The organism is Sulfurospirillum halorespirans DSM 13726 (assembly GCF_001723605.1).
Taxonomy (GTDB): Bacteria; Campylobacterota; Campylobacteria; order Campylobacterales; family Sulfurospirillaceae; genus Sulfurospirillum; species Sulfurospirillum halorespirans.
The window spans coordinates 224,988-242,435 of the sequence record NZ_CP017111.1 but is presented as its reverse complement, the minus strand read 5'-3'; the positions used below and the strand labels follow the sequence as shown (position 1 = coordinate 242,435).

Sequence of the window (17,448 nt, the reverse complement as noted above, 5' to 3'; positions counted from 1 at the left end):
ATTCTATTAAACGAAGTCTATACAAAAATCTCTTAAAAGTGTAAGCCTCTTTCGTTATAATGTTTTAAAAAAAGTAGGCATTTTCAATGAAACGTATTTTAATTACCAATGATGATGGCTTTGAAAGCGCTGGACTTCACGCGCTTGCTCGCGCACTTCGTCCTTTAGGACAAGTAACCATTGTAGCCCCCACTTCTGAGAAATCTGCTTGCGGACACTCACTTACGCTCACGCGTCCGCTTCGCTTTGTTGCGATTGGCGATGACTTTTTTAAACTCGATGATGGCACGCCCACGGATTGTATCTATCTCTCCTTGAACGCTCTTTTTGAGGGAGAGTCAAAACCTGATTTGATCGTAAGTGGCATCAATAAAGGCTCCAATTTAGGCGAAGACATCACGTACAGTGGCACAGCCAGTGCGGCAATGGAAGCAGCCCTTCATGGTGTTCCCTCTATTGCCATCTCTCAAGTCTACACAGGCGGTCCTCAAAACATCGAGCTCACCCACGGCTATGATCTTGCAGAGCAAACCGTGTACGACCTTGCCAAACGCATTTTAGACGGCACGTTTCCTCTTGCAGAGCGTCGCTTTTTAAATGTCAATATTCCTCCTCTTAAACCCGAAGAGTGCAAAGGCTACAAAATCACACGTGCAGGCTATAGAATGTACGGCAATGACGCGCATCTGCACCGAAACCCTCGAGGTGAAGAGTATTACTGGCTGGGCGTTCATACGCTGGAGTGGAAAAAAGGCGTAACAGATGACTGTGACCTCAGCGCCATTGATGAAGGCTATGTCTCCATCACACCTATAAAACTCGATATGACCGCACACGATGAACTCGAAACATTAAAAGAGTGGATAAAATAATGGAAGATCGTTATTCTCGTGTCAGACGTGTTTTTGGCGACGACTTTGAAAAACTACAAAACGCCAAAATCCTTCTTTTAGGCATTGGTGGCGTGGGAAGTCCGTGTTTAGATGCAATGTATCGCACAGGTATCAGTGACATCACCATCGTTGATTTTGATACCTACGATGTCACCAACCAAAACAGACAACTAGGTTCTGAAGCGGTAGGAGAAGTGAAAGTCTTGCACATGGCAAGCCTCTATAAAGGGGTAACGCCCATTGTGGCAAAAGTAACGCCTGAATGGGTACAGAATTTTGACTTTGAGCCTTACGACATCGTCATTGACGCGATCGATGATATGGAAGCGAAAATCGCCGTGGCGCACAAAGCCCACACCAAACTTTTAAGTTCCGCGGGTGGTGCGAAAAAAATTGACCCAACCAAAATCCACTACGCTCCTATTTGGGACACCTATGGCGATATGCTGGCAAAGGGCTTTAGAGATGGGCTTAAGAAAACGGGGTTTCAAGGCACATTTTTAACCGTCTTTTCGGATGAAAAGCCGATTTGTAAAGAGATGGGAAGTTTGATGTGTGTCACCGCTTCGTTTGGTTTGACGCTTGCTTCGTTGGCAATTCGGAAGATTACGGGGAAGATGTAGACTATCTATGATAATATAAATTGCAGTTTACTCTGCAATTAAATATTAAGGAGGTTCAAGATGGGTCTTTTTTTAGCGCTTATATTTGTTTTAGCAATTAATATTATTCTTATTAGTAAAATTGTGCTTGCTAAATATATCACTTCTACTGAAAAAACGATATGGTTTGTACTTTCCATTTTAGGGATACCAATCGGATTTATTTTAGATTACCCTTTCGATAAAGCTCTCAAAAATTCTATCAATCAAGAAGAAATTCATCAACTAATTAATCATCATCTTGATTCTTCATTCTCGAACTTAGTTACTCTTTTTTGGGCAATAAGTATATTTCTTATCTTCAAAATATCATATTCTCGTAGACAAGGGCTTTGGGAAGAAAATCATAAAAACAAAATTTAGTTATTGGAACATGGAATACGGGAGCTAAACTTTTAACTTTTCACCCATTTAATCTTTACATGTAAAGATTAAAACCTTGTTCGAAACTTGACTACTCTTCCATAGCCATCATCAAAAAGCCTGTAAAACCAGCATTATCATTAGGACTTATCTTCTTACTGACTTCTGCTCTCATACTCTCTAAAACTTTTGTATACTGCACGTAAAATTCATAACTCGGTTTTGGCTTATAAACTAAACCTTCTATCTCAAAAAAAGAGAGGATATTTTTGGTGGTTGTAGGCTTGATGAAAAACTCTTTGTCTCGGTAGAAATAATAGGGTATAAGCGTTACGATAGACCATTTTGCCAAACTATAAAACGAGAGCACCTCTACCATTGTTTCAAATCCCTCTTTTTTGTCACCATAAAGCATTTCATACAGACCAATAGCGAACATATCTCTTCGCTCCATGCGCATCGACTTAATCATGTCTCTTACTTTTGGTTTTTCAAAGAGTGATATGAGGGTTGATTTGGAGACGATTTTGGTGAAATTTTCGCAGATGATGTCGGGCTGTGTGAAGTTCTCTTTGGCAATCAGCTCACGGACTTGCTCGCCAATTTTGGCGGTATTGTGTCTTTTGATGATGGGCAAAAGTCCTACATCTTCAAAACCTTGTGGGTAAAGTTCCAAAAAATAGGCTTCTGCCTCTTTGAGCTTTTGCAGATTCATGACCGTAATTTCCTCATTTTCTTTTTTAACGTCTTTACATGTAAAGAGGCTTTTGCTTCAATAAAGACCTTATCAAGCCCTGTATTGAAGTTTAAAATGATCTATAAAGCGCCAATCTCTTTTCGTAAATAGGCGTTGATAAGTGACTGGTAAGAGACCTTTTGTTCACTTGCTTTTTTCTTGAAATAAAGAATAATGTCATTATCGAGTCTCAATGTTGTCGGGATTTTTTTAGGCTCATAAAAGCGTCCTCTGACACCATCTTTAAAATCATAAGAATCTTCAAGTTCGTATGTATCGAATTTTTCTCGCTCTTCAATGGTTTTCATAAAATTCCTTTTCGATTTTATTTGCATATCTTGCACTGATGATGCGAACAATCTCTTCACCATGCTCATCAAAAAACATATTGGCAACGACTAAAATTTTCTCTTTTAAAGTGGCGCCAAGCGTTATCCAACGCTCTTCACAATAGTCAAAGCGAACATCAAGCGTAGAAATATGAAAAGGGTCATCAAAAACCTCTCGTGCCTCTTCAAAACTCACATCGTGTTTTTGCATATTTAAAGCACTTTTCTCTTGACTCCACTCAAATTTCACATTTCTTCTCCATGATTATTTCAAAAAGTATAGCTATTTTGTATGTACATTGTCAATATTTATTTAGAAGAATATTACCGTAATTTTCTCATTTTTCTTTTTCCAAGCCTTAAAATCGAAGAAGGTTTGGACTCAAAAAAACCTTTACATGTAAAGAGTATAACATCGGCTTTCTCTTGCGCATAAACTTCATCAAAGCCCTTTCCACTGGGATTGGACGAAGTGGAATAACTCCATTTAATTTTTTTCAAAAACTGCGAATGCTCTGCATCTTTGACCACACGAATCGCTAGACCACACGGATAGGCAAAGGTTGTTTTTTGGGATTTACGAACACTTTTTTTATGGCGTTTTGGAACTCGGGTAAAACTACGAAGTGTGCCCAGCGAATCGACACTGATGAGAAATGATTTACCGCTTGGGCGATTTTTGATGCGAGCAAGTGCCTCAGCATTTTGGGAGAGAAACCCCACCGTTGTCTCTGTTTGGGCTAGATAAACAAGGTCGGGGTTCATGGGTTTTAGTTTAGATAATCTTGTAAAGCACGTGGCTCAAGCGCGCTTTTGTCTTGAATGTACTCTATCGCTGTCGCTGCGGCTGCGGCTGCAGCAACGGTGGTAAAGTAAGGAATTTTAAAGCGAAGAACGGCTTGGCGAATTTTCTTTGCATCGTCTTTGCTTGATTTGGCATCACTCGTGTTAATCACAAGCGCGATGTCACCATTTTTGAGTTTATCTTCGATGTTTGGTCTGCCTTCAGAGATTTTATAGACAAACTCTGCGTTCACACCTGCTTCTTGCAAGGCTTTGTGCGTACCACCTGTTGCGATGACTTTAAAGCCAAGCGCTTCAAATTTAGTCCCGATCTCTTTCGCAAAAGACTTGTCGATGTCCACTAACGAGATAAAGACAGAACCACTTTTGGGAAGCACGTTAGCCGAAGCAATTTGGCTTTTGGCAAACGACGCTGGGAAGTTTTTGCTAATGCCCATAACTTCACCCGTTGACTTCATCTCTGGTCCTAAAATGAGGTCTGCCCCTTGTAGTTTGTTGAACGGGAAGACCGCTTCTTTAACCGCAACATGGTCAAATTTCTTAGGTTTTAAGATGCCATTGCCCTCACGAACAACGTCAAATTTATCATAGAAAGCAAGCGCTTCTCTGAGGTTACCTTGGTACATCACGCGTGTTGCGATTTTCGCCATCGGCATACCTGTTGCTTTACTCACAAATGGAACCGTACGACTCGCACGTGGGTTAACTTCGATCATATAGACATCGTCTTGATAGATGGCGTATTGAATGTTCATCAAACCAACAACGCCAAGGTTAAGGGCAATTTGTTTGGTTTGGGATTCTATTTTGGTCAGAATCTCATCGCTGAGGCTAATCGAAGGCAGAGAACATGCACTGTCGCCACTGTGAATACCCGCTTCTTCAATATGTTGCATAATGCCACCGATGTAGACTTCTTTACCATCACAAATCGCATCGACATCCACTTCGATAGCACGATCAAGGAATTGATCGATAAGAACAGGTGAATTGTGGCTCACGCTCACCGCTTCTTTCATGTAGGTGCGAAGTTCGCTCTCGTTGTAAACGATACGCATCGCCCTTCCACCCAAGACGTAACTTGGGCGAACAAGGACGGGATAGCCGATCTCTTTTGCTTTTTCGATCGCCTCTTCTTCACTCGTTGCCGTAGCATTGTTTGGTTGTTTGATGTTGTTTTCTGTAATAAACTTGGAGAATTTCTCTCTATCTTCTGCCATATCAATCACACGCGCCGTTGTACCGATGATCTTTGCGCCCATCACGGTGAGCTTTTTCGCTAACTTAAGGGGTGTTTGACCACCAAAATGAACGATAACGCCATCTGGATTCTCTTTTTCAACCACGCTTCTGACGTGTTCAAAATCAATCGGTTCAAAGTAGAGAATATCGCTCGTGTCATAGTCGGTTGAAACGGTTTCAGGGTTACAGTTGTACATAATCGTTTTAACACCTAAATCATTGAGGGCATACGCCGCGTGCACACAACAGTAGTCAAACTCGATGCCTTGACCAATTCGGTTAGGACCACCACCGATGATCATCACTTTTTTCTGTGTCTCTTCTTCTTTTACATGTAAAGGAAGTTTGGTCACATTGGTCGTTGAGTAAAGGTACGGTGTGAGCGCTTTAAACTCTGCCGCACACGTATCGACCTCGTTGTACTCAAAATCGATACCCAGTTTGCTACGTGCAAAATAGATGTCATTGGTTGTGAGCTCTAAATTGTCCTCTTTGTTGATCAGTTTCGCGATCATCTTGTCAGAGAAGCCCATTGTTTTAGCTTGGCGTAAGAGTTTTTCATCGTTGAGAATAAACATATCGATCTTTTTTTCAAAATCAATAATCTCTTTGATTTGTCTTAAAAACCACGGATCGATTTTGCTCAGCGCAAAAATATCTTCCACGCTATAGCCTCTACGGAATGCTTCACCGACATAAAGAACTCTATCGGCATTGGGTCTTCTGATCTCGTTTTTGAGTTTGTCTTCATCTGCTTTGATACTTTCAAATCCGCTCAAATTGGTCTCAAGTGAGCAGAGTGCTTTTTGGAAAGACTCTTTAAAGGTTCGACCAATCGCCATAACCTCACCGACACTTTTCATCGAAGTGGTCAGTGTAGAATCCGCCAATGGGAATTTTTCAAAGGTAAAACGAGGGATTTTTGTCACGATGTAGTCAATAACAGGCTCAAAACTTGCCGCCGTTCCTGTGATGTCATTTTTAATCTCATCGAGGGTAAAACCAACGGCTAAAAGCGTCGCTACTTTAGCAATTGGATACCCAGTCGCTTTAGAAGCAAGGGCAGAACTTCGACTCACACGTGGGTTCATCTCGATAACGGTCATACGTCCTGTTTCAGGACAGATGGAAAATTGTACGTTACTACCGCCCGTATCCACGCCAATTTCACGAAGAATCGCAAACGAGGCATTTCGCATACGTTGGTACTCTTTATCGGTCAAAGTCAATGCAGGAGCAATCGTAATGGAATCTCCCGTATGCACACCCATCGGGTCAAAGTTTTCGATGGAACAGACGATGATGCAGTTATCAGCACGATCACGGATAACTTCCATCTCATACTCTTTCCAACCAAGCAGTGACTCTTCGATCAAAATCTCATTAATCGGACTGGCATCAATTCCTGCCATCGCAAGCTCTTTAAATTCGTCGATGTTATACGCCACACCACTACCGCCACCTGCTAAGGTATAAGAAGCGCGAATGATGAGAGGAAAGCCAATTTTCTCCGCTGCCGCATATGCCTCTTCTAAATTATACGCATAGGCACTGATAGGTAAATCCATACCAATTTTTATCATCGCCTCTTTAAAGGCTTGTCTGTCTTCACCTTTTTTAATCGCTTCTGGATTGGCACCTAAAAAGATAATGCCTTCTAGCATTCCTTGTTCGTGCATCGTCATCGCGACATTGAGCGCAGTTTGTCCGCCCATCGTTGGAAGTACCGCATCAACGCCCTCTTTTTCGATAATGCGTGCGATCACTTCAGGTGTAATCGGTTCGATATAGGTGCGATCTGCAAATTCAGGATCTGTCATAATGGTTGCGGGATTGGAGTTAACAAGTACCACTCGGTATCCGAGTTCTTTTAACGTTTTCGCTGCTTGAGTTCCTGAATAGTCAAATTCACATGCCTGTCCGATAACAATAGGACCTGATCCGATTAATAATATGGTTTTAATATCTTGACGTTTTGGCATCTCTTTCCTTTATTCTACATGTAGTATTCAACCCAACCCCTTTTTAGGTTCTGGATTCAAAACTAGTTGCGTACGATCACGTGCATATACGACGGTACATGCGGTGTTGCATAGGGTTTGACAACCACTGTTTTTGAAGACTCTTCTTCAATCACTTCGGTGACCACGCCCACTTTAATTCCCTCAAAAAAGAGCGTATCGAGTCCGCTTGTAATGACCTCATCGCCTACATGAGGTTGAAGCCATTGCGAAATGTATTTGACCAAAAGCTCTTTGCTATTGCCCTGCGCAACACCTTGCATCTTTTGATTGCCCACATAAACCGCAAAAATAGCTTTGGGGTCACTCAAAAGCAAACCTTGAGGATGCCCATCGTTTGAAACCACAATACCCGCAGCATACCCTTGTTGCAACAAGCCATAAATCTTGCTTTGATTAAACTCATCAAATTTCAGCCACACTTTGCCATAATCATTCAGATTGGTATACCCAATGGATTGAACCATCCTCACCTGAGGATCATACCCTGTGGTATTGTGTTCTTTTAACATATCGTTGAGTTTACTGGCAAAAGCGATCGAAAGAACGGCTGATTTTTGCAAGGTTTGATTTTCAGTTTTGAGTCGCTGTATCTCTTCTTGTTGAGAGAAATGCTCATCAATCTTTTCTTGAATTTTGGTCTTTATCTCAACATAGGAAGCAAGAATTTTTGTGTTCGCGCTACCTATGATGTGCCTAGCCTCCGTGCTGTACCGAAACGATACAAACACAAAGATGCCAAGCAAAATGATAATTTTTAATTTACTCATTCGACAATTGTTGTAAAAGTTCGATCTCTTCGAGTGCTTTACCTGTACCTTTTGCAACCGCTAACAGTGGCTCGTCTGCAACAAAAACAGGCAACTTGACGATGTCTGAGAGGTATTTATCAAAGCCACGGATCAACGCACCACCACCTGTGAGAACAACACCATTTTCAACGATATCGCCCGCAAGATCAGGAGGCATGACTTCAAGCACATCTTTAAGCGCGTCCGCAATCTCTTTGAGTGGCTCTTTAATCGCGTCTCTGACATCTTCACTGGTGAGTTCAATACGGCTTAAAAGTCCACTCACTTGGTCACGGCCTTTAACCATCATCGAGATAGGCTCATCCATAGGAACAGCCGTACCAATCGCGATTTTAATCTCTTCACCGGTTCGCTCACCAATGAGAAGGTTGTATTTTTTCTTTACATAATCCACGATGGCAAGATCTATCTTATCTCCCGCAACACGAATCGATTTACTAATGACCAAACCGCCTAGTGAAACCACGCCGATTTCGGTCGTACCACCACCGATGTCAACGACCAAACTTCCTTGGGGTTCACGAACCGGAAGTCCTGCGCCAATCGCTGCCGCCATAGGCTCTTCGATCAAGAAAACTTCACGCGCACCCGCACTCATTGCAGACTCACGTACCGCTTTACGCTCCACTTGCGTCAAGCCATAGGGAACACAGATGATGATGCGCGGTCGTAAAAAGCTTTTTCTTCGGTGCGCTTTTTCAATGAAGTAACGAATCATCTTTTCTGTCATATCAAAATCAGCAATAACGCCATCACGCATCGGACGAATCGCTTCAATGTCACCTGGTGTTTTACCCACCATATTTTTAGCTTCTTTACCCACCGCTAGGATATTTTGTTTACCGTAACGGTTGCGTTGTACGGCAACAACGGAAGGCTCATTGATAATAATACCTTTACCTTTGACCAATACCAATGTATTGGCCGTTCCAAGGTCGATACTCATATCACTTGAGAAAAATCCTATTATCTTGTCTAAAATCATCTCTCTAATCCTTTTTTACGCACTTTTTTTATCTTTTTTGATATAAAGCGGTTTTTCACCTTTTGTAACCACATCTTTTGTAATCACCACTTCATATCCATCCAACTCGGGAAGCTCATACATTACATCCACCATAATGTCCTCTATAATACTTCGAAGTCCACGCGCTCCCGTTTTGCGTTTGATCGCAAGCTCAGCCACAGAATCAAGCGCTTCTTTCTCAAAAGAGAGCTCAACGTTATCAATCGCAAAAAGTTTTCGGTACTGTTTATAGATTGCATTTTTAGGTTCCGTCAAAATACGCACCATGTCTTCTTGCGTAATTGGTGAGAGTTTTGCGGTTACATGTAAACGTCCAATGAGCTCTGGAATCAGACCATAATGGACTAAATCATCGGGCTCTGCCAAATCAAAAAGTCCTGCATCTTGGCTTTTGGTGCGTTTTTCTTGCTCAAAACCAAGCACGTTTTTGCCGATACGACGTTTGATGATCTCTTCCAAGCCATCAAAAGCACCTGCACAGACAAATAAAATATTGGTCGTATCGATCTGAATAAAATCTTGATTAGGGTGTTTACGTCCGCCCTTAGGTGGAATGTTGACCACGCTACCCTCGATGATTTTAAGCAATGCTTGTTGAACGCCCTCACCTGAAACATCTCTGGTGATAGAACGGTTTTCACTCATACGCGCAATTTTGTCAATCTCGTCGATAAACACAATGCCTTGCTCTGCTTTTTTAATATCGCCATTGGCACATTGAAGCAGTTTCGTCAGAATGTTTTCAACATCCTCACCTACGTAACCTGCTTCCGTTAAACTGGTCGCATCACAGATGGCAATTGGCACATCCAAAAAGCGCGCCAAAGTCTGAGCCATCAACGTTTTACCGCTACCAGTTGGTCCAATAAGTAAAATATTGGATTTAGAAATTTCGGTATCGTCAGCGATACTGCTTTGTTTGAAAATTCTCTTATAGTGGTTATAAACGCCCACCGAAAAAATCTTTTTAGCTTGGTCTTGTCCGATCACAAAATCATCGAGCACTTTTTTGAGCTCTTTGGGGGCTAAAAGCTCTTGATCGAACGCTTCTTCACTGCCACTTACAGAAGGCTCTGGGATTTCTCCAAAAAATATCTTATGGGCAGAGATAACACAATGCTCGCAGATAAAAACATCATCGCCTGCGATCAAACGCGTGTCACTACTCTCTTTCGTGCCACAAAAACTACACTCTCTATTGACCATTATTTTTCCTCTCGAATGGAATGCCACGTGTGGACTCCATAATAAAATTGCACATTTGTTGAACATGAACATTAGGCTGTTCTTCTAACAATTTTGCAGCTTGTATTTGTAACGGTTGACCCGACTCAAATAATTCACGGTAAGCACTTCTAAGCGCATCAATGTCTTGGCGCTCAAGATGACGGCGAAGTCCTGTCAGATTCAGTCCTCTTAAAACCGCACGATTGCCTTCTGCTAAACAAAACGGAGGAACATCTTGTGAAAGTGCCGCCGCTCCTGCAATCATCGCGTAACTGCCAATTTTAACAAACTGATGCACTGGTGTCATTCCACCAACGACCACGTAATTTCCCATCTCGACATGCCCAGCGATTGTTGCGGCATTGGCCAAAATGCAGTGATTGCCCACAATGACATCGTGCCCTAAATGGACATAGCCCATAAACAGGTTATGATCACCAATGATCGTTTTACCGCCACCGCCAAGGGTTCCTGGATTGAACAGCGTAAATTCGCGAATTTTATTGTAATCGCCAATAATCAGTTCAACCTCTTCACCTGCGTATTTGAGGTCTTGTGGGATAGAACCTAAAACAGCATGCGAAAAAATCTCATTGTGCTTGCCGATAGTGGTATTGCCACAGATGTGAACACCCTGAGCAATTTTTGTCCCTTGTCCAATTTTAGCTTGGCTTGAGATAAAACAAAACGCCCCGATTTCAACATCAGGTCCGATAATAGCGCCCTCTTCAATAATGGCATGGGGAGAAATTAAACTCATCGTAACCGCCTATTTATCAACGATCATGGCTTTAAGTTCAGCCTCGCTCATCAGTACATCACCGACATACGCCTTACCGGCTAAAACCCAAATAGACCCTTTGTGTTTCACGACGTTCATGTGATACTCCAATTTATCGCCAGGGCGAACGGGGGCTCGAAACTTAGCACCGTCAATGCTCATAAAATAAACCACTTTTTGCGCTGCCTCTTCATTGGTCATGTTCATACTTTTAAATGCTAGCACGCCGCCCGCTTGCGCCATGCCCTCTAAAATCATAACACCCGGATAGATGGGATGACCAGGGAAATGCCCCTGAAAAATTTGTTCACCAATGGTCACGTTTTTATACGCCTTGATCGATTGCTCTGGAATCAGCTCTTCAACACGATCAATCAATAAAAAAGGATAGCGATGGGGAAGTATTTTTTGAATTTCTATAACATCTATCATTCTTGAAACCTTATCAATGAAAATTCTAATATTTTAGCTAATTAATACTAAATTTTCTCTAATGTCATGGTAAGTTTTGCTTTGAAGGAAGAGTTCATAAGCACCCACATTCACCTCATCTAGTACGATAAGAGGGGTTAAAGAGGCAAAGGATAACTTCATTATCGCGTTTCTAAATGTCATTTCAATTTCCACCGTTGGGGGATTTTGTAGCATTTCTTTGACACTGGCATAGTGCGTATTTGCCACAACATTAAACGTTTTAAGTGCAATAAACCGCGCCTCTTCTTTGCTGAAAAAACCAACACCTTCGTTGATGAATTCGATGTTTGCTTTGATCTTCTCTTTTTTACATGTAGAATAAAAAAGCACATAACTTGGCACCACGTCTTGGTTACTCTTTTTCACCCATGCACGAAGCAGTCTGTAATTTAAAAACTTCTCGCGCACCAATTTAAAAGGAGTTTTTTGCGCTTCGAGTTCCATGACGTTTTCATACAAAACGGTGCGCGCTTCAATGGAAGAGGGAAGGATCTGCGGTCGCAGTGGAGAGCTTAATTCATCGGCAAAGCGCTGTTGTTGCTCTCGTTGAACACTGAGTGCAAAAATACACCCGCAATAATCTTGATGGTACAACATCGCCTCTTTGGCAAGGGCAAACTGCTCTTGCGTCCCACCACCTTTTCTAAAATCAGGTACGGCGATTTCAAGATGGTACCGATCGGCAATCAAACGCAATGCGTTTCCTAACTGATCGAGTGATTTTTTAGGGCTTGTTAGTAAAGTCGTTGTTAGGATTTTTTCACCTATTTCCAGCGTTTTTTGCGCACTGGCTTCTAACCGGTTATCAAAACAGACTTGACAACGTTTGCCTTTTTCAGGCTCACCTTCTAAGCCTCGAACCGCTTCTAGCCACCCTTCGTAATTGTAGGCTCCTACATGTAAAGGAATGCCCAGTTTCGCACAACTGCGTTTGACATCAAGGAGCCTGAGTTCATACTCACTAAAAGGATGAATATTAGGATCGTAAAAAAAGCCAATAAGTCTCTCTTTGGGATAAGCGTTTTGGAGTTTTTGTAGAAAAAAGTGGCTATCAACAGAGCAGCAAATATGAACGAGCATGGCATTTCTTTATTAGATTTAATTTTGTAAAAGTATAACATAGGTAACATATAACCTTTCCTGCCTCATAAAACTAATAGTGCTTTTAAATAGAATTTTGTATTTTGTTGTATAATAAATTTACTCACAGAAGGAGGATACTATGATCAAAAAGTGTCTCAAAAATCTACTGTTCTGGTTGATTTTTCTTCCTTTACTCTATACGTTGAGTGGTTTTGTGATCCTTCCATGGTGGATACGTACCCAAATGCCGTCTCTTTTGCAAGAGAAACTTCATCTCTTGGTTTCCATGGAAAAAGTACTCTTTAACCCTTTCACGTTTGAGTTACATGTAAACCATTTTGCACTGCACGATACAGCAGGAAACGACGTTGCAACGCTGGAGCATCTTTACATCAATTACGATCCAACCTATCTTTTCAAGAAAGAGTTTTTTGTCAAATCACTTCTGCTTGAGCAACCCTTTGTGGACCTTAAAATTGATCCAAAAGGGAATCTGACACTTCTGAGTCTTTTTCCAACAAACCCTTCAAGAGAGAGTAATGCAACGACAGATACGAGCCTTACCATGCCTTTTATCATTGAGCATGTTGAAATCCAAAATGCGAAAACAAACTTTAGCGATGAACGCCCTAGTGAACCGTTTAAACTCGAAATTGGCCCTATCAATTATGCGGTCAACAATCTTAGTTTTTACAAAGATGACCTGAGCATTCACGCACTCAAAGTGATGTTAAAAAATGAAGAAAAAATAACGCTAGCCAGTAGCGCTTCGTTTGAACCCCTTAAATTTTACGGGGAACTGGGCATTTCACATCTTCCCCTTTCAAACTTTTGGCGATACGCAGTACCCAACATTCCAGCAACCCTTACCCAAGGCGAACTCTCGCTTAAAGTTCCTTTTTCCATCGATTTGAGCAAAGAAAAACCGCTGGTATCTTTAGAAAAAGCATCTGCTTTACTGGAAAATATTCGCTTCGTCGATACGGAGCAAAAAACAGTCGTTGACGTGCCTTCTCTCAAACTTGAAACGATTGATTTTGACCTGCAAACGTCCAACATCAGCATCGAAAAAGCCATTCTTTCCAAACCTTTTGTGGATGTACAATTGGAAAAAGAGTATGCGGTGAATTTAGTACGTCTGTTTACGCCGAAAAGTGTACCAACGCAACCCAAGACACCAACACCTGCCGCGCAAGAAACTAAAAATGAGTGGAAATTTGCACTCAAAACGTTCGAAATCAATGAAGCAACCATCGATGTTACAGACAAAAATGTCAAAAGTACACCTATCCACTTGGCACCTTTGAAACTGATCGCTCAAAATATTACGCACGATCAAAATAGCCCTATTGCCTATGATTTTAACAGCACCATCGACACCACCGCTTCTTTAAACGCAAAAGGTGTTTTTATCCCTGCGACGGCGTCACTTGAGATGGTGATGAATGCCTCTAAACTCTCTTTAGAAAAAGTGCAACCTTACATCACGCTTTTTACAACAACGCTCATTCAAGATGGTTCCTTATCGCTTACGTCTAAACTAAGCGCTTCGTTTGATCAAAAGCCAATGTTCAAAATCGAAGGTGATGCAACCATCTCAAAATTTTCACTCGCGGATAAATTAAAAAACTCGCTTGTGGCATGGGAAACGCTGAATGTTAGCCGTATCGCTTACAATCTCTCTCCTGCAGCGCTCAGTATTCAAAACATTATGCTGGATAAACCTTATATCAATCTCGATATTAAAAAAGATGGCACCACCAATTTTTCCAATCTTTTAAAGACATCAACCACACAACCCCAAAAGTCGTCTCAAACACAAAAAGCCCCAAGCACACACGATGCGATGTCCATGTATATTGGCAATATCGTACTCAAAAGAGGAACAACGCATTTTAAAGACGCTTCTTTACTTCTTCCATTTGCAACATTTGCCGATCGCCTCAATGGATCGATGTCAACTCTTGATACCAAAAACACCAAACCTTCCGTGCTTAAACTTGAAGGAAAAGTCGATAAATACGGCTATGCAAAGATTGATGGATCTATTTTACCCTTTAACTTTAAAGATCGGGCCATGCTCAAAATTCTCTTTAAAAACATCGATATGCCTTCTCTTTCTCCCTATACCAGTAAATTTATAGGCTATGCTATCAAAGAGGGAAAACTCTCCATGGATCTGAACTATAAAATTAAAAAGGGGGTCATGGAAGGTGCCAATAAGATTAATCTTGACTCGCTAATTTTGGGTGAAAAGATCGAAAGTAAAGATGCGACCAATCTTCCTTTAGGACTTGCTATCGCTATTTTAAAAGATTCCAAAGGGCAAATCGATCTTGACCTTCCCGTCAGTGGCGATCTGAATGACCCTGAATTTCGTTATGGAAGCATTGTATGGAAAGCGATTGGAAACCTCATCGGGAGTATTGCGACCTCTCCGTTTAAACTTTTAGGTTCTATGTTAGGGATTGAGACGGAGAACCTTAAAAGTATCGATTTTGCAGCAGGTGAGTCTGCCTTTATTGCCTCGGAAGAGGAAAAAATGGAGCAGTATCGTCAGATTTTAGACAAAAGAGCGGAACTCAAACTCATCATTACACCAAGTTATAATGAAACCCTCGATACCAAAGCTCTTCAAGAGCAAAATGTCACAGCGCAAATTGAAGCGTTGATCCCTAAAAAAAGCAAAGAAGATGACAGTTATGGCAAAACGATCAAAAAACTTTTCATTCAAAAATACTCAGATGATGCGTACAGCAAGTTGATGAAAACCTATAAAGAAGAGAATTTAGACCTTGGTGCCATTCACGATGCTTTGATCTCTAAGATTGCAGAAAGCATCACGGTCACGCCGGAAGCACTTCACGCTTTAGCACTTAAGCGTTTCGATACCATCTTTCAAACCTTGACGACAAAGTATAAAATAGCACCTGCACGACTCATCAAAAATGAGCCTCAAGCCAGTGATGCCATTCGTGAAGAGTGGGTGGGCTGTTCGATTTCCGTGAGTAACTAAGAAAGTTTGGAGGCTCCCATTTAAGCCTCCAAACGACACTTTAGCTTAGTGATTCTAAAGCTTTTTTAACTTCACTTGCATGGTCTTTGACTTTCACATTGGACCAAAGCTTCGCAATTTTTCCGCTTGGATCGATCAAAAACGTTGAACGCACAATGCCCATATACTCTTTGCCACAAAACTTTTTCAACTGCCAAACACCGTAATTTTGTGCCACTTCGGTACTCACGTCTGAAAGCAGTGTAATCTCAAGTTTTTGTTTGGCAATGAACTTTTGATGCGATGTAGTACTATCAGGACTTACGCCTAAAACAACCGCATTTAAACCCTCAAAACTAGGAAGTGCTGCTGTAAAATCACATGCCTCAGTCGTACATCCAGGTGTGCTATCTTTGGGGTAGAAGTAAAGCACAACCCATTTTCCCTCTAAATCTCGCAGGGATATTTCGACATTGTCTTGATTGGGAAGACTAAGATCTGGGGCTTTATCGCCTATGGTTAACATATGAATTCCTTTGTTGATATTTTTTAGCATATTACCACAGATTTGATCTGGGTATAGTCATCCATAAGTGCAAAATAGGGGCCTTCTTTTCCAATGCCACTCTGTTTGATGCCACCATAAGGCTGAAGATCAAACCGCAAAGTGGGGATGTCGTTGATCACAATGCCACCTGCTTCTAGTTCATCAATCGCTCTGTGAGCCATAGAAAGATCATTGCAAAAAATAGAATATTGAAGTCCATACGAAGAAGCATTCATTTTCTCTTTTGCTTCTTCGTAGTCGCTTACCTTGATCAGCGAAACGATCGGAGCAAAGACCTCTTCACACACAATTTGCATCTGCTCAGTCACATCCGCCATAATGGTTGGCGCAAACAAAAGATCTTTACATGTAAAACCACACAGTGGCTTTGCACCTTCATTGATGGCGCTTTGAATCCATCCTTTTGCCTTTTCAACCGCTGCTTCATTGACCATTGGACCAATAAACGTTTTTTCATCATACGGTGAGCCTACATGTAAGCTTTTTGTCTCTTCCACCAGCGCTTTAGCAAACGTTTCATAAATGGCTTCATGTACGTAAATGCGCTGTAAGGAAATGCACACTTGACCTGAGTTAATAAATGCTCCCACCGCACATCGTTTTGCTGCAAGTGCACAATCAGCAGAGGCATCAATGTAGGTTGCCGCATTGCCTCCTAGTTCGAGTGCGACTTTTTTAATCCCTGCTTTTTGCATGATCTCACGCCCAACACCCACACTTCCTGTAAAACTAATCACACGAGGAATATTGCTGGTGATGAGTGCTTCATTCACCCCTTCACCACTGTAGATAAGACTAAGCGCATCTTTGGAAGCATATGAACTTTCAATGAAAAGCTTGACGAGTTCATACGCTGTGCGTGGCGCTTGTGAGGTGGGTTTTAAGATGACGGCATTACCAGCAACTAAAGCTGGAGCAATTTTATGCGCGACAAGGTTGAGTGGAAAATTAAAAGGGGTAATGGCAAGCACCACGCCCACAGGTTCTCGTTTGTAAAAGGCTAAGCTCTTTTTACCACTGGGCATCGCCGTGGTATCGAACGTTTCACCGTTTACATGTAAGATTGCATTGGCGGAGAGTTTAATCGTCTCAATGCAACGATCGACTTCAACACGCGAAAAAGCGATTGGTTTTCCCACTTCATCAGTAATAATCTGCGCTATTTTTTCACGCTCAGATTCTAATTTTTGAGCCACATCCAAAAGCCAATGGATGCGCTGATGCAAAGGAATAAGCTTTACATGTAAAGCTGCTTTTTTCGCTGTTTCTAAAATGGCTTTGGCATCCATTGCATCGCAGATACAAAAGCTTGAAACCACACGTCCATCAAAAGGTGAATGCACCTCTTTATACGCTTTTGTTTCTTTACATGTAGAACCAATGTACAGCTTTGCTTTCATGATTTTCACTCCTTGTATTGTCACTAATGTT

The 17,448-nt window shown here is 41.6% G+C and carries 17 protein-coding genes; 4 read left to right on the top strand and 13 right to left on the bottom strand.

What is annotated here, in order from left to right:
* The first annotated feature begins 86 nt into the window (after positions 1-86).
* The 3 genes from surE to SHALO_RS01215 are packed head-to-tail and all read left to right on the top strand — an operon-like array spanning position 87 to position 1,918.
* On the top strand, positions 87-872 hold the full coding sequence (surE, locus tag SHALO_RS01225; protein ID WP_069477019.1) for a 5'/3'-nucleotidase SurE: 786 nt from the start codon (positions 87-89) through the stop codon (positions 870-872).
* A complete protein-coding gene (locus tag SHALO_RS01220; RefSeq protein ID WP_069477018.1) occupies positions 872-1,516 on the top strand; it encodes a tRNA threonylcarbamoyladenosine dehydratase in 645 nt (214 codons plus the stop codon). The genes surE and SHALO_RS01220 overlap by 1 nt, the downstream gene beginning before the upstream one ends.
* Before the next feature lie 60 nt (positions 1,517-1,576).
* Positions 1,577-1,918 (top strand): hypothetical protein, encoded by a 342-nt coding sequence (locus SHALO_RS01215; protein ID WP_069477017.1) that lies wholly within the window; start codon positions 1,577-1,579, stop codon positions 1,916-1,918.
* 91 nt (positions 1,919-2,009) lie between these two features.
* Here the strand turns inward: SHALO_RS01215 and SHALO_RS01210 are convergent, their stop codons facing one another.
* From SHALO_RS01210 to SHALO_RS01160, 11 genes are all read right to left on the bottom strand, one after another.
* On the bottom strand, positions 2,010-2,633 hold the full coding sequence (locus SHALO_RS01210; protein ID WP_069477016.1) for a hypothetical protein: 624 nt from the start codon (positions 2,631-2,633) through the stop codon (positions 2,010-2,012).
* Positions 2,634-2,734: 101 nt separating this feature from the next.
* Positions 2,735-2,962 carry a BrnA antitoxin family protein gene (locus tag SHALO_RS01205; protein WP_069477015.1) on the bottom strand — a complete coding sequence of 76 codons (228 nt, stop codon included), beginning with the start codon at positions 2,960-2,962 and terminating at the stop codon, positions 2,735-2,737.
* On the bottom strand, positions 2,949-3,233 hold the full coding sequence (locus SHALO_RS01200) for a BrnT family toxin (protein ID WP_084010638.1): 285 nt from the start codon (positions 3,231-3,233) through the stop codon (positions 2,949-2,951). The genes SHALO_RS01205 and SHALO_RS01200 overlap by 14 nt, the downstream gene beginning before the upstream one ends.
* Before the next feature lie 74 nt (positions 3,234-3,307).
* Entirely contained in the window at positions 3,308-3,748 is a 441-nt protein-coding gene (locus SHALO_RS01195) for a Sua5 YciO YrdC YwlC family protein (protein WP_069477014.1), read from the bottom strand.
* 5 nt (positions 3,749-3,753) lie between these two features.
* A complete protein-coding gene (carB, locus tag SHALO_RS01190; RefSeq protein ID WP_069477013.1) occupies positions 3,754-7,011 on the bottom strand; it encodes a carbamoyl-phosphate synthase large subunit in 3,258 nt (1,085 codons plus the stop codon).
* A gap of 62 nt (positions 7,012-7,073) precedes the next feature.
* Positions 7,074-7,820 carry a rod shape-determining protein MreC gene (gene mreC / locus SHALO_RS01185; RefSeq protein ID WP_069477012.1) on the bottom strand — a complete coding sequence of 249 codons (747 nt, stop codon included), beginning with the start codon at positions 7,818-7,820 and terminating at the stop codon, positions 7,074-7,076.
* Positions 7,813-8,847 carry a rod shape-determining protein gene (locus SHALO_RS01180; RefSeq protein WP_037959038.1) on the bottom strand — a complete coding sequence of 345 codons (1,035 nt, stop codon included), beginning with the start codon at positions 8,845-8,847 and terminating at the stop codon, positions 7,813-7,815. The genes mreC and SHALO_RS01180 overlap by 8 nt, the downstream gene beginning before the upstream one ends.
* Positions 8,848-8,862: 15 nt before the next feature.
* The gene (gene clpX / locus SHALO_RS01175) at positions 8,863-10,095 is read right to left on the bottom strand and encodes an ATP-dependent Clp protease ATP-binding subunit ClpX (protein ID WP_069477011.1); all 1,233 of its coding nucleotides are present in this window, start codon (positions 10,093-10,095) and stop codon (positions 8,863-8,865) included.
* The gene (lpxA, locus tag SHALO_RS01170; protein ID WP_069477010.1) at positions 10,085-10,876 is read right to left on the bottom strand and encodes an acyl-ACP--UDP-N-acetylglucosamine O-acyltransferase; all 792 of its coding nucleotides are present in this window, start codon (positions 10,874-10,876) and stop codon (positions 10,085-10,087) included. The genes clpX and lpxA overlap by 11 nt, the downstream gene beginning before the upstream one ends.
* A 9-nt stretch (positions 10,877-10,885) precedes the next feature.
* Positions 10,886-11,329, bottom strand: a complete 444-nt coding sequence (gene fabZ / locus SHALO_RS01165) for a 3-hydroxyacyl-ACP dehydratase FabZ (RefSeq protein ID WP_037959045.1) — start codon at positions 11,327-11,329, stop codon at positions 10,886-10,888.
* A gap of 33 nt (positions 11,330-11,362) precedes the next feature.
* Positions 11,363-12,451, bottom strand: coding sequence for an epoxyqueuosine reductase QueH (locus tag SHALO_RS01160; protein ID WP_069477009.1), 1,089 nt, complete (start codon positions 12,449-12,451; stop codon positions 11,363-11,365).
* A gap of 142 nt (positions 12,452-12,593) precedes the next feature.
* On the opposite strand from SHALO_RS01160, the gene SHALO_RS01155 reads away from it, so the two are divergent.
* On the top strand, positions 12,594-15,470 hold the full coding sequence (locus SHALO_RS01155) for a DUF748 domain-containing protein (RefSeq protein ID WP_238585266.1): 2,877 nt from the start codon (positions 12,594-12,596) through the stop codon (positions 15,468-15,470).
* A gap of 40 nt (positions 15,471-15,510) precedes the next feature.
* Here SHALO_RS01155 and bcp read toward each other — a convergent pair whose 3' ends face one another.
* Both bcp and SHALO_RS01145 read right to left on the bottom strand, forming a co-directional pair.
* Positions 15,511-15,975: a thioredoxin-dependent thiol peroxidase gene (gene bcp, locus SHALO_RS01150; RefSeq protein ID WP_069477008.1), complete on the bottom strand. Its 465-nt coding sequence runs from the start codon at positions 15,973-15,975 to the stop codon at positions 15,511-15,513.
* 23 nt (positions 15,976-15,998) lie between these two features.
* Positions 15,999-17,417 carry an aldehyde dehydrogenase family protein gene (locus tag SHALO_RS01145; protein WP_069477007.1) on the bottom strand — a complete coding sequence of 473 codons (1,419 nt, stop codon included), beginning with the start codon at positions 17,415-17,417 and terminating at the stop codon, positions 15,999-16,001.
* Positions 17,418-17,448: the final 31 nt, after the last annotated feature.